Below are 13,077 nucleotides of genomic sequence, written 5' to 3' on the forward strand. Positions count from 1 at the left end.
CTGGTTATAAAGCACACAAAAATAAATGACATTGTAGCTGATATGGCTCAACCCGACTTTTACCATGTAAAAATGGGAAATTTAAAAGAAAATAAAACACTAAAGAAATATATAAGAAATGGCACAACCTGAGGCTTTTTTGCTCAGGTTATGCCATTTACAAGTTATGAAAACGAATAACGTAATATTCGCTTTAATACCGAGCCATATTGGCTAAAGAAACTCCCGGTATTATAGGCAATGCCATGTTTATCTAAAACAGCATTAACCTGTGGTGCAATTTGTTGATAACGCGATGAAGGTAAATCAGGAAATAAATGGTGCTCGATTTGACAACTTAAGTGCCCCGTTAAAACATGAAACCAATGCGGCCCTTTAATATTTGAAGAGCCCAGTACCTGGCGATAATACCATTGACCTTGGCTTTCGTTTTCGCAATCTTGCTCGTTAAAGGTTTCGGTTTGCTCAGTAAAATGACCACAAAAAATAATGGTAGAGGTCCATATATTGCGAATTAAGTTAGCCACGACGTTAGCAACTAAAACCCACAAAAAAAATGGTCCAGCTAAGGCCGGAAATAAAATATAATCTTTAATTATTTGCCGAGCACCTTTACTGAAAAAACCGCGTTTTAATTGTGAGTCTGTTACTAAACTTTCACGGTTTTCTTTCTTTTTACCCATAAACACGCGTTCAGCGGCTAACTCATGGTACGAAACACCCCACTGAAATAACACGGTTAAATTTAAGTAAGTGATAAACTGCCAGCTATTTTTTAATCGCCATTTAAAATCATTACTTAAACGCAGCAAACCATAGCCAAAGTCACGATCTTTACCAATAATATTGGTATAAGTATGATGCTCGAAATTGTGCACCCGATGCCAACTTTGGCCATCGCAGGCAATATCCCACTCATAACTTTTAGAGTTGAGCTGTTTATCGTTCATCCAATCGTATTGGCCATGCATCACATTGTGGCCGATTTCCATATTATCTAAAATTTTAGCTAATGCTAAAAGTAATACACCAACAACCCACAAAACAGGTTGCAATAAACCCAACATAATTAATACCCGACCAGAGAATTCGCATATACGTTGCTTACGTACAACGCGTCGAATGTAATCGGCATCTTGTTGGCCAACTTGAGCCAAGGTATCCATTTTTATTTTATTAAGATCCTGCTCTAGTTCACTAAAGTTAATGTTGTTCATGCTTTTATCTCCAGATCACTTAAAGGCTGACTAATACATAGTTGAATCAATTGCTCGCCATTATCTGATAACTCACCCGTTTTTAAATTGCGTACAATACCCGACTTTTTAACACACTGACATTGATGGCAAATACCAATGCCACAACCACGTTTAGCTGCAATATTTTGTTTTTCAAACTGATTTAATAAGGGTTCAGTACTACTAACTTGATGAGTTAAAGCCCCTATTTGTAGACTAAATATATTTTCATCTTCAATGGGTGGAAGAGTTAAGCCAAAGGCTTCTTGGTAATAAGTAAGCTGATGCTTTGTTGCAAAAACACGAACAACATCCATAAAACCATTTGGCCCGCAACAATAAATATCAGGCTTTTCACTAATATTAATATCAGAGGTGATATCGCTTGCATCGTTGCGCGTTAATAGCACGTATGAAAAGTGAGTATGTAACTGCGCTAATTGCTGTAATTCGGTAACTAATTGATGCATATTTACTTTTGCGTAATACACTAACTTTGTTTTTTCACTTACATTGGCTAAATGCTGTTTTAACATTGCAATAATGGGGGTTATACCGGAGCCTGCAGCAATAAACACAACTGGTTGCGCTGATGGTTTAAATACAAATCCCCCCATTGCCGGCGAAATATTGCACCAATCACCTTTTGCTAAATATGTAATCAGTTGCGACGTAAAGCGGGTGTGTGCAGTGGTTTTAATTAATAAACGAATACAACCATTGATTTTATAATCGGCCACGCTACTTGCAATAGTAAATACACGGGTAAGCAATCGACCATTCATTTCAACAGTTAAATTAAGGTGTTGCCCAGCAATAAAACCAGACCAGCCCCTTTGCGGCTTTAATTCTAGCTGCAAATAATCATCGGGTTTTAATTGTATGTTTTTAACCTGCGCACGGTAATAACCCGCACGGTATGAAGGTTTTATGGTTTGAATTATTGGTTCTATATAACCGGCAAAACTCTCATGGTGTAAAAACCATTGAGAAAACGTATTTAATGCTGACGTAATCATAAAGGTGTCTCTAAATCACAAAAACTTTGAGAGTACACATGTACGCTCAATTTTAAGCGCACAAGTGTACGCTGAAAAAATTAAAATTCAAGGGGATTAGAGTAATTAATCTAAATGCAAAAATAGAAAACCAAAAAAAATAGTTTATATTTTTGATTTTTAATAACTTTATGTGAATTTAAACATTAATTGAATGCAGAGTATGGACGTTAATAAACTTAAGCGAGGTCTATAAATTAAAATAACATCATGTTTGGTATGGGTTTACCCGCGAAATTTGCAAAAAGAGATTTGGCTCATTTAGTTCAGTAAAGCCAAATTGTTTATATAATCCATGCGCATCGCTAGTTGCAAGCATAAACCGACGCAACCCTTGTAATTGCTCATGGGTTATTATTGTGTTCATTAAGTATTTACTTAGGCCCATTCCCTGATATGTTGGCACAATAAATACATCTGCTAAGTAAGCAAAGGTCGCACTATCAGTGATAACACGAGCAAAACCAACTTGTTCATTTTGCCCAGTATAAACGCCAAAACATAACGCGTTTTCAATCGCTTTTTGCATTAAGCTACACGGTATGTCTTTGGCCCAATAGCTATTCGATATAAATTGATAAATCACATCAAAATCTAACTTTTGCTGATCGGTACTAATAAAGAAGTTGTTATGATTCATATATTATCCTCGGTGTGAATAACGTTTGCGCTATATATATTTTAGCGATATTCCACTTTAGCCGTTAAATAATTAAATAAGGTTGGAAAAAAACGCTTAATGGTCACAGACCATTTGCTTAACCCTTTGCCAATAACGATTTCTTGTTTATTTGCTTGTATTGCTTTAACCATTTTTTTAGCCGCAAGCGATACATCCATGCCATTTTCAATCGAATCTTCTGCTTTATTTTGCGCTACACCCTGATTATTTAAGGAGTTATGAGCAATATTTGTTTTTATAGACCCAGGGCATATAGTCAAACAATTAATGTTATATTGTGCAACTTCTGCACGCAAACAATCCATAAATCCAACTACGGCATATTTAGAGCCCGAATAACCAGTTCTAAATTTTGAACCAACTTTACCCGCTACACTACTAATGGCAACAACACTTCCATGTTTTCTAGCAACCATAGACGGTAACACAGCCTTGGTTAATGCCACTAAACCAAAGTAATTTACCTCCATTAATTGGCGATACACTTTAAAGTCATTTTCTAAAAACAAACTACGTTGCGATACCCCCCCATTATTAATTAATATATCTATTGGGGGTAACGTTGGCATTAATTTAGTTATATCGTCATACACGTGTTCTGGTTTGGATAAATCAATAGTAATAACTAAATGACCATCACCAGGGAGTGTGTTTTTTAATGCCGTTAATTTTTCTGTATTTCTGGCAGATAATATGACACTTGCGCCATGTTCTGCGCACTCTAATGCTAAAGCACGCCCTATTCCAGATGATGCACCTGTGATCCACACCGTTTTATTATTTAAATCCATACATTATTACTCTTTAGTAGGGCCTGCTATTTCATTAATTTGCTCTTCAAGGTTTTTATATAAGCCAAATATAAACAGTAGCTCAGCAAGCACATACAAAGGGCCAATCACCAAGCCAATTAAGTCATCAACAAACGCCGGTTTTTTTCCCTCAAAAAAATGACCAATAAATTGTAATAGCCAACCAAAAATAAAAATGCCAATACTGGTGCATAACCACAAACTAAAACTAAGATGTGCAATAGGTTGAGCAAGTATAGTTAACAAAAACAACAATACAGCCATCATTAAACCTAATGAAACACTTAAAATTACATAGTAAAAAACAAAGGCAAGCATCACAATGTGGGCCGCATTAAAACTAAACTGCGTGCTAACAAATTCTAAACGTGCCAGTAAACAAATAATGGCAAAAACAATTAATGGAATACCGATAAAGTGGGTCATCACATTACGCTTAGAGCGATGATAAAGACCATAGTTACCCAATTGCTGTTGTAGTGTTTTCATATAAAATACCTGTGTGTGTTTTTTTCACTATAGCAAGTTTATAAATAGGCACTCTGTCGCCTAGACGACAATGTATATATTAGTGCGCTAATTGTTCTAATAGGCTTTTATTAATTATTGTTAATTGGTTGTACTGTAGGGTGATCACTGCCTTTGCTTGCAGTTTTTTAAGTAATTGGTTGGTTGTCTGTCTCGATAAATAAGTCATATCTGCAAGTTGTTGTTGAGATAAATTAAATGTATATGCTGTGGGGTTATCAATATGGCTGCACAATAATAATAAACGTTTTACTAAACGTTGCTCTGCAGATAGAAGTGCGTAATCTTCTAAAGAAATAAACAACATACGCAATTTTTGTGCAAGCAGTAAACCAAAGTCTTGCCAATATTGTGGGTATGTTTTCAGTAATTGCGCTAATTTGTTTTGCGGTACAAAAAAAACCTGTAAATTCGTTTGGGCTATTACATCATGAGTACGTACACCATTATCAAATAAGGTCACTTCACCAAACCATAACCCAGCATCAATAAAGCTTAAAACGGCTTCTTTACCTTGGCTGTTTACCCCAGAAATACGCGCAACACCATTAATTACCGCGTAAATCCCATCGTGATTATCGCCTCTTAAAAATAATGACTCACCTGCGTTTAAGTTAAGTATTTTGCCACAACCAAATAATGCGTCTTGTAAATGGCTATCACGGTCGCAAAACCAACGCCCTTTTTTTAAAAGCTGTAATTGTGTCATCTACGTTATTGCATTTCAGCGTTTGGGGGTCTTATATTTAGCATTAAAGAAGTAGGAATATCAATATTATTAGCAACAACATAGTCTTGGTAAGCTTCTGTACCAGAACTAAGCTCAGAAATAAGTTGTTGACCATGGTAAATTTTTACATTCACACCTGAGTCCGTTTCATCTGAATACATAATGTAATATCGGTAATCGTGCTGAGTAAAAAATAATATCGTTTCATTTATGCCATTCACTTTACGAATATAATAAGCAAATGGCGTATTATTATTTGCTGTGCTCATCGATTCAATTGCGCCAAGCTGGCCATAACGATAAAACATTTTTGTATTATCTTGTGATAAACAAATTGATAATACTTTATAGATGTCTTGGGTATCATGAGTGTTAGCCACCGAGCGTGCTGCAATTACGTCGTGCATCTTGGCGTTCATATAAGAAATTTCATCATTATTACAATGTGAAGCAACTAAACCATTAACAATACTCGGTTCAACATGGCTAATAGGGGGTAATAGCTTAGTCTGCTTTTCTGATTGCAATAATGTTTTTTCACTGTCAGCTGAATTTTTATTATCTTTACCACAACTTACTGTAAATAATAAACTTAGGCAGCATATTACTGTTGTTATTTTGCTACGCATAATCTCACATTTCCCAAAATTTTTATCTGGTTGTTAAACTCAATTATATAAAACGGCACGACATTCATCGTAATTAATAAATATAACCAAATAAAATAATACATTATATTAACATATTTTTAATATAACCCCCACCCTTATGTAATACAAATTAATTGCGAAAAAAGACAGGAAAAAGAGATAATAGAAACGCATAGGTTGAGGTAAGAATAATTCTCAGGTGATAGTCAATTTAGCAAACACATTTTGCTGGTTTGCTCAAAAGCATCTTGTCGCTTGATATAGAATAACAACAACAAGATACTTTTATATAAGGTACTTATTACAGGATGTCTCCCATACATAAATATTTTATTTCAAGGTAGTCATCCAAGCCATATTTAGATCCCTCTCGTCCATTACCTGACTGTTTCACCCCACCAAAAGGTGCCACGGCATTTGATATAATGCCTTCATTAATCCCTATCATGCCAAAGTCTAAGCCTTCTGCAACACGCCAAATAACACCAATATCACGCGAGTAAAAATAGGCAGCTAACCCATATTGAGTATCATTACCCAAAGATATAGCCTCATCTTCTGTCTTAAAAGACATTATAGGGGTGACCGGCCCAAATATTTCGTGCTTAGCTACGCTCATTTGGGGCGTTACATTTGTTAAAACCGTCGGTTGATAAAACTGAGATCCTAATTGACTTACTTTACCTCCCAAAATCAGTTTGGCCCCTTGTGCAACAGACGCTTGGACTAAATCATCAATACCCTGCACCGCTTTCGTTGAAATCAGTGGACCAATATCAGTATTATCGCTTAAACCGTCACCTAATTTTAATTTAGAGACTGCTTCAACAAATTTATCAGTAAACTCTTTAAGTATGCTTTCATCGACCAAAATACGGTTTGTACACACACATGTTTGCCCTGCATTTCTATATTTAGAAATAATGGCTCCTTTAACGGCAGCATCAATATCTGCGTCTTTAAAAACAATAAAAGGGGCATTGCCTCCTAATTCCATCGATACTTTTTTTACTGTGCTTGCACATTGACTGATCAGCAGCTTTCCTACTGCGGTTGAACCTGTAAAAGTAAATTTTGCAACATCAGGATGCGTAGTGAATACCTGCCCGATTGCGTTGGCGTCTTCACCAACAACAACATTAAACACTCCCTTAGGCACCCCTGCTCTTTGTGCTAATTCAGCCATGGCTAACGCCGTTAATGGTGTTTTTTCAGCTGGACGTACTACAAATGTACAACCCGCAGCCAGTGCTGCAGCGGCTTTGCGTGCAATCATCGCGCAGGGAAAGTTCCATGGCGTTATCGCTGCGACAACACCAACGGCTTGTTTAATTACTATAATGCGTTGATTTTGCGACTGAGCAGAAATCACATCGCCATATACCCGCTTAGCTTCTTCACTAAACCATTCAATAAACGAAGCACCGTATGCAATTTCGCCTTTTGCCTCAGCTAAAGGTTTTCCTTGTTCAATGGTTAAAATACGTGATAAATCATCTTGGTGTTGCATGATCAAATCAAACCATTTACGCATTATTTTGCCACGCTCGTGCGCCGGCATTTTAGACCATGATTTAAATGCACGTTTAGCTGCCTGAACAGCACATTCAGCCTCTCGTTTAGAGCCATTACTCACTTTTGCTATTGTTTGGCCTGTTACGGGGTTATTGACATTAAAATGAGTTTTTGACTCATACCACCCCCCATCAATAAATGAATCTGTTTGAATTAACTTATTGTCGTTTAGTGAAAAATATGAATAGTTTTCCATTATGAGCCCGTCGCTAAATAAACGTAAAAAGTAGAATGAGTATGCATGAATGTTACTGAATAAGAGGTGTATTGTCTTTAAAAAGGGATGTATAAAAATAGAAATTGTTAAATAAAAAAAAGCGTCAACACAATAATAATTTATTAAATTAAAATGCTAACGCTTTATTTTTTAAAGGTTAATCTTGTTGTTTTATTTCGTCGTTTTCTTCGCGTTTATAAATATAGGTCTGCTGAGTTTTAAATCCAAAGCCGATAGAGTCTTCATCATTCACTAATTGAATCGTGCCATCTACAACCGTTAAATCTGGACCTATAATTTCAACAGGTTGTAAAGGATTAGCAGCATCTTCACCTTTGATACCTGGACCAATCAGGTAAAATACGCTTTGCTCTTCAACGTCAACGGTTGGGTCATTATCACATTTACCATCATTGTTACTGTCTTCACATGAAGTACCTTCACCGTAATAAAGCTGAGGTGTATCAGGTACATCGTAACTGGTCGTGAATTTTAACTCATCGTAAACTTTCGTCCCATAATGTAAATGAAAGGCATATAAAGAACCCGAACCACCGCTTAGTGAACATTGGTTTTGCACCGACGAATCACTTTGTGGCGTGAAAGAAGTGTAATAAGCAACCCCACCAACAACGGTGGCCTCGGCTAATGACTTTTCACCTCCGGTGAGTTTATATTTCCAGCCTTTAAATTCACCCAACTTCGCTTCTAATTTAACAAACTCTTCAACGTCATCTAAATTCTCACCAAAAGGGTCATCACTTATATCCATTAAATCATCAAGTGAAATACTCTGCGGAGCATTCGTCAAATACGACTTCGTTGTAGTATTTTCATCCCGTATCATAAATAAACGATCATCGGTTTCTGAATTAGTCGGATCTGAGCGGTTACCACTGCCTATCACAATAGCATCAAAGGGGGTGTCTAAACGGGTAGTCACGTCATCTTTAATCGTAACCTTACTAAACATCGTTCTAGCCACTAACGGAGTATAAAAAAATCGTCTATCTTTATCCGTTGCAAGCTCAGCAAATTTATAAAAGCTAAATTTAGATGTATCAGAGCCTGGCATATCAATACGCCAAATATCTCCGCCTGTATCTGAGGCATAAATTCTATCGGTATAACCGTCATAATCTGAATCTAATAATGATACATTAGCGGCAATGCTATGCTCACCTTTAAAGCTTGTGTTGGTTCTGAGCGACCACACTAAAGCACCGGTTTTTGCATTAACAATAAATACGTCACGCCCCATGGTGTCGTTGTTCCGAGAGGTATCTTTTGCTGTGTCATAACCCCCTCCAAACACTAATAAAGGGTCTTCGCCAAACGCTTTTATATAGGCCAGTTGTGGTTTTGACCATGTTTGTCCTAATTCTTTAAATTTACTATCAACCCCACCTTCTATTGGCTTCGACCATAAGTTTTTTGGAGCGTCTGGGTTTGTAATATCTAAAGCGTATATATTTCTTCCGCCTCGGCGCATACTAAAGAAAGCCCATACCTCATCACCACTGCTGGCATCAATAACCCCATCAGTAGCCGTGCCTGTATTTAAGTTTTTATTATTAAAGTACACACTAATCGGGCCATCCATTCCATACTCTTTACCCGTAGTTTGTGCGCGTAAAGGTTTGATAATGTCAAATAATGCAGAAGGAATAAACGCCCAGCTTTCATTCACTGAATCGGTTAATTGGTTACCTTTGCTATCAACCGTATCCTGATCTTTAAACATATGAATAAAGCCCGCATTCGTACCAATTAAAATGCGTATATCATCATCACCATAATCAATTGCAATGGGTTTAGAATGCAAAGGGTCACCAAAAATGTCACTTCTGTTATCGGTTATGTCTAAATCGCCATCTTCATCATCAACATCAACCCCTCTTGCCCAGTTAATATCATTAATTGATAAGGTCGTGCTCTCATTTGAAGGCAAAGCTAATATTTCACTGACTAAGTCACTGTTAAAAGTAACAAGTTCACCTTCATTTTCAGTGTATAACTTTCTGTCACTTACTTTAGTTGTTGTTAGCGACAAATTAACTCCGCCTTGGGAAACAATATTGCCATCAGCAGCACTGCCATCCGGTAACCAAAATGTCTTCGAACTTGATGCGATTAAACCATCATCATCCAGTGCTTCATTACCATCACTGTCAACAATGGTATTGCCCGATACCTTTAATTTTTTTAAATTTCCGCCCCACCTCGTGCCTGTTTCTGGGTAGAACATAGCAAAGTAAATCGAATCTCGACTTCTCGTCTGATCCACATTATTACTTGCAACAGATGGAGAGGTAAAACTATCGTTAACAGCATTAATATGAGAAACAGCACTATTAAGAGATTTAGATAATTCATCTGGCGTGCTGGCTGGTAAGTTTTCCCCGCCTCCATAGGTAGCCGCTGTTTCAAGTAAATTTTGGCCCGCATAACTCATACCTGAACCAAACCCTATCGTGTATAAGCGTCCTGTTTCAACGATATCAGAAGTAGAGGGATATAAGTCAACTTCTTGTAATGACGTACCGTGTATGATTTTAGCTAACTGATGTAAATAGCTACTATATACTTTATTGCTATTAGATAAATATGAACCAAAATACTTGTTGTGCTCACTGCTTATATCTGAATCACTATTTGTATCATTAGAGGGATCGCCATCGGTCATATAAATAATATTTACTGAGTTATCACAACGTGCAGCTTCTGCTGTACTGTCACTAAATGGTGAGATGTATGAATATGAGGTTTCTGTAAATGTTTGATTACTACATTCATACCTCCATCTATTGTTTTTAACTACATACCCACAGACTTCTTGTTCATAAGTACTTGAATGGCTTTCTTCTACACTGGTATCGCGTTGAGCTTGAGAGACTTCCTCAGCCCAATCTATGCTTTGTCCTGTAATATAAAGATAAGCTTCCCATAGTGTTTCTGTCAGTGGTGTTCCCCCCGCTGCAACTAATGAAGCAATAGACGCTTTAATACTCGCATGAGAGCTGCCAATACCGTTTAAAATGTAACCACCATCACTGGCATTAAACCGCATTAAACCAAAATCAATATCTTCATTGTCATCAATTAACTCTATCATTGCTAATTTAGCCGCAGCCATACGGCTATCACTACATTCAATCCACCCCGCCTTATAGCCACAGTCATCCCCCGTCAAAGAGGAAAATGCCATACTGCCAGAGGTATCAAAAATAAGTAAAACCCGTGGCTTTTCTTCTAGATCTACATCATGGTTTACAAATAAATCAATATCTTCTGCCGAAGCAGATACAGTGATAAAAGCGAGCGAAAGTATAAGTATTTTCTTTAAGCTACATTGCATATTACATCCCCTTACTTGATGAGCTCATTTCTTGAGCAACACCGGTGACAACACTTAATCCATGTTGATTTTTTGAACCATACGATATCGTTGTGGTTACCTCTATCATGTTACATGTCACACCCGCGGTATAACTAAACCGCCTTGGACACTGTAATGACTGTTCACCATTATTTAAATTAACCATATTACTTTTCATATCAGCATCTGCATCTAATACCATACCGTCACTCGGTACATCTTCATTTGTATATAAAAAACGGCTATCAGCACCTAAACTCGCTTCTTCAGCTATTAAACGCTGTACTTCACCCATGAGTTGGTTTTCAGCAACATCGCGCTCTTGTGCTGCATTCGTTATTTTTATATCAACACTACTGTTACTCATTAATGTAACGGCAATACTCGTAACCGCAATAACCATAATTAAAGCGGTTAAAAGTACAATGCCGCTTTGTTTTTTACTTGATACTAAATTACTTACATTTTCCATAAGTTAGCCCCAACATTATTTAAACGTATGGTGGTGGTAAAAACTGCACGCCTAAAATCATCATCAAAAGTTAACGTTCTAGCGTTACTATCTTCGCCCAGTACATAGGTTTGATTTTTAAGTGTTAAACCATTATCTGCGTGAATAGTCCTTACCAATAAAAATATTTGTACGGTTAATATTCGTTTACGATTTTCCCAATCACTTAATGAAATATCACTAATACTTCTATACCCATCTACGCGACCATCTGCATTAGTATCTAGACCAAAAATAAAACGCATATTTTCAACGCCTTCCATTATTGTATCCTCCACTATTTTGTCTCCCTGTAAACGCTTTCGCATTAATACTGGGATCGTAGTATCTGTATTGTTCATTTGATACGTTTGATCGGCGATATAATAAATATGATGGCTATAAGGCCAAATTGAGGCATTTATATTTATATCGGCGCTTGCTTGTGAGCCTCTAACAAATTCTGCTTGTTCTTGCTGTGCAATAAAATAATTTTCATCGCTGTCATTAGCCACTGTATCTGCGACGGTTAATCTTTCACCTTGTAAAAATTTAAGCTGCAAAATATCAGAATTAGTTTTTGCTGAAGCTATGCAATTAAATGCAAGCAAACTACTGGCTGTTTCTGCATAAATTGAACGAAAATTACTACTGCTTGATAAATCGGGAAAACTGCCATTATTCACCGTCGAATAGCAATCACTTGTTGGATTATCTAACGACGTCGTATTCGCTGATGTGAACGAGTCTTCATAAAAAGTCCCCCAAAAACCAACTTGCTCAATATCACGTTGCATTATATTAATGGCAAGTCTGCCTGATTCCTGTAAATCACCAATATCTAATGTATCTTTGGAGGTGGTTTTCATACTAATAAAAGTAAACATTACCCCTGCGAGAATAAAGGCCCCGATAAACAGCGACACCATCATTTCAACAAGTGTAAAACCTTTATTTTGCATACTAACTCCTTAAATAAACATAACTAGACAAAACCACCAATCGGCGCTGCCCACTCGATAGTTCAAGCTCTGAAGAGGTACACTTAACATCAGAGTTAACCGTCTTAGGTGTAAATGTCTGACGCCCTTGCCACGAAACAATTACCTCTATGTTATATCCCTTACCAGCGGTGCCCGATTCGAGGGTTGGATTTATACACACAATTGCATTATCGAGAGCGCCTGTATTTTCTCTGGCTCTAATTGCTCTTTTCCATTGTTCAATATCTAAATCTGCAATTTGTTGATCATCACATACACTGCTGTAACAAGTGGCCTTTTTTTGAATTCCAGTTTCGCTAGTAAGTACTTTGCCATAGAGCGAAATCAGATTACTTGTATCATTCACACGAATGCGGCCTAAAATATCATTACCTAATGCAATTGCTGCTGCACGTTGCATAGAATCAAAACTTGCTTGTTTTGCTTTTGCCTGTAAAGCAATTGCTCCTAATAAACCAAAGCTCAAAATGATAAATGCAATTAAGACTTCAATTAAAGTAAAGCCGGTCGTTAATTTTTGTTTGAATGAATACATATTTTTTACAAAATAATAATATCTTATTACCAGTTTAAATAAAAAATAGTTAAATTTAAAGCTAGGAACATAAATGGGTTAGATTATTTTTATATATTAAACAGATTGTTGTATAAAAAAAGAACTATTATAGGAACGAGCAAATAGATTAGATTTTAGAAGTGGTTTTTATTTAATAA

At 36.7% G+C, this 13,077-nt stretch carries 12 protein-coding genes; all 12 read right to left on the minus strand.

Going from position 1 to position 13,077, the window contains the following annotated elements; genetic code table 11:
- Positions 1-164 precede the first annotated feature (164 nt).
- A complete protein-coding gene (locus J8L70_RS07985) occupies positions 165-1,217 on the minus strand; it encodes an acyl-CoA desaturase (protein WP_211055018.1) in 1,053 nt (350 codons plus the stop codon).
- Complete coding sequence (locus tag J8L70_RS07990; protein WP_211055019.1) at positions 1,214-2,257, minus strand: FAD-binding oxidoreductase; 1,044 nt, start codon at positions 2,255-2,257, stop codon at positions 1,214-1,216. Before J8L70_RS07990 ends, J8L70_RS07985 begins: the two co-directional genes overlap by 4 nt.
- A gap of 247 nt (positions 2,258-2,504) precedes the next feature.
- Positions 2,505-2,936 (minus strand): GNAT family N-acetyltransferase, encoded by a 432-nt coding sequence (locus tag J8L70_RS07995; protein ID WP_211055020.1) that lies wholly within the window; start codon positions 2,934-2,936, stop codon positions 2,505-2,507.
- Positions 2,937-2,977: 41 nt separating this feature from the next.
- Entirely contained in the window at positions 2,978-3,769 is a 792-nt protein-coding gene (locus J8L70_RS08000; RefSeq protein WP_211055021.1) for an SDR family oxidoreductase, read from the minus strand.
- Positions 3,770-3,775: 6 nt separating this feature from the next.
- Complete coding sequence (locus J8L70_RS08005; protein ID WP_211055022.1) at positions 3,776-4,279, minus strand: Mpo1-like protein; 504 nt, start codon at positions 4,277-4,279, stop codon at positions 3,776-3,778.
- A gap of 79 nt (positions 4,280-4,358) precedes the next feature.
- Positions 4,359-5,027, minus strand: a complete 669-nt coding sequence (locus J8L70_RS08010) for a Crp/Fnr family transcriptional regulator (protein WP_211055023.1) — start codon at positions 5,025-5,027, stop codon at positions 4,359-4,361.
- 5 nt (positions 5,028-5,032) lie between these two features.
- A complete protein-coding gene (locus J8L70_RS08015; RefSeq protein ID WP_211055024.1) occupies positions 5,033-5,677 on the minus strand; it encodes a hypothetical protein in 645 nt (214 codons plus the stop codon).
- Positions 5,678-5,999: 322 nt separating this feature from the next.
- Positions 6,000-7,469, minus strand: a complete 1,470-nt coding sequence (locus J8L70_RS08020) for an NAD-dependent succinate-semialdehyde dehydrogenase (protein WP_211055025.1) — start codon at positions 7,467-7,469, stop codon at positions 6,000-6,002.
- A 178-nt stretch (positions 7,470-7,647) separates the two neighbouring features.
- On the minus strand, positions 7,648-10,848 hold the full coding sequence (locus J8L70_RS08025) for a PilC/PilY family type IV pilus protein (RefSeq protein ID WP_211055026.1): 3,201 nt from the start codon (positions 10,846-10,848) through the stop codon (positions 7,648-7,650).
- Position 10,849: 1 nt separating this feature from the next.
- On the minus strand, positions 10,850-11,341 hold the full coding sequence (locus J8L70_RS08030) for a pilus assembly protein PilX (RefSeq protein ID WP_211055027.1): 492 nt from the start codon (positions 11,339-11,341) through the stop codon (positions 10,850-10,852).
- Positions 11,329-12,321, minus strand: coding sequence for a PilW family protein (locus J8L70_RS08035; protein ID WP_211055028.1), 993 nt, complete (start codon positions 12,319-12,321; stop codon positions 11,329-11,331). Before J8L70_RS08035 ends, J8L70_RS08030 begins: the two co-directional genes overlap by 13 nt.
- 1 nt (position 12,322) lies before the next feature.
- Complete coding sequence (pilV, locus tag J8L70_RS08040; RefSeq protein ID WP_211055029.1) at positions 12,323-12,898, minus strand: type IV pilus modification protein PilV; 576 nt, start codon at positions 12,896-12,898, stop codon at positions 12,323-12,325.
- Between the last annotated feature and the right edge of the window lie 179 nt (positions 12,899-13,077).

The organism is Pseudoalteromonas sp. MMG010 (genome assembly GCF_018100905.1).
Lineage (GTDB): Bacteria > Pseudomonadota > Gammaproteobacteria > Enterobacterales > Alteromonadaceae > Pseudoalteromonas.

Bases quoted from the DNA above. Each gene is read 5' to 3' on its own strand.
- J8L70_RS07985 (WP_211055018.1), bottom strand. From the start codon at position 1,217: ATGAACAACATTAACTTTAGTGAACTAGAGCAGGATCTTAATAAAATA.
- J8L70_RS07990 (WP_211055019.1), bottom strand. From the start codon at position 2,257: ATGATTACGTCAGCATTAAATACGTTTTCTCAATGGTTTTTACACCAT.
- J8L70_RS07995 (WP_211055020.1), bottom strand. From the start codon at position 2,936: ATGAATCATAACAACTTCTTTATTAGTACCGATCAGCAAAAGTTAGAT.
- J8L70_RS08000 (WP_211055021.1), bottom strand. From the start codon at position 3,769: ATGGATTTAAATAATAAAACGGTGTGGATCACAGGTGCATCATCTGGA.
- J8L70_RS08005 (WP_211055022.1), bottom strand. From the start codon at position 4,279: ATGAAAACACTACAACAGCAATTGGGTAACTATGGTCTTTATCATCGC.
- J8L70_RS08010 (WP_211055023.1), bottom strand. From the start codon at position 5,027: ATGACACAATTACAGCTTTTAAAAAAAGGGCGTTGGTTTTGCGACCGT.
- J8L70_RS08015 (WP_211055024.1), bottom strand. From the start codon at position 5,677: ATGCGTAGCAAAATAACAACAGTAATATGCTGCCTAAGTTTATTATTT.
- J8L70_RS08020 (WP_211055025.1), bottom strand. From the start codon at position 7,469: ATGGAAAACTATTCATATTTTTCACTAAACGACAATAAGTTAATTCAA.
- J8L70_RS08025 (WP_211055026.1), bottom strand. From the start codon at position 10,848: ATGCAATGTAGCTTAAAGAAAATACTTATACTTTCGCTCGCTTTTATC.
- J8L70_RS08030 (WP_211055027.1), bottom strand. From the start codon at position 11,341: ATGGAAAATGTAAGTAATTTAGTATCAAGTAAAAAACAAAGCGGCATT.
- J8L70_RS08035 (WP_211055028.1), bottom strand. From the start codon at position 12,321: ATGCAAAATAAAGGTTTTACACTTGTTGAAATGATGGTGTCGCTGTTT.
- pilV (WP_211055029.1), bottom strand. From the start codon at position 12,898: ATGTATTCATTCAAACAAAAATTAACGACCGGCTTTACTTTAATTGAA.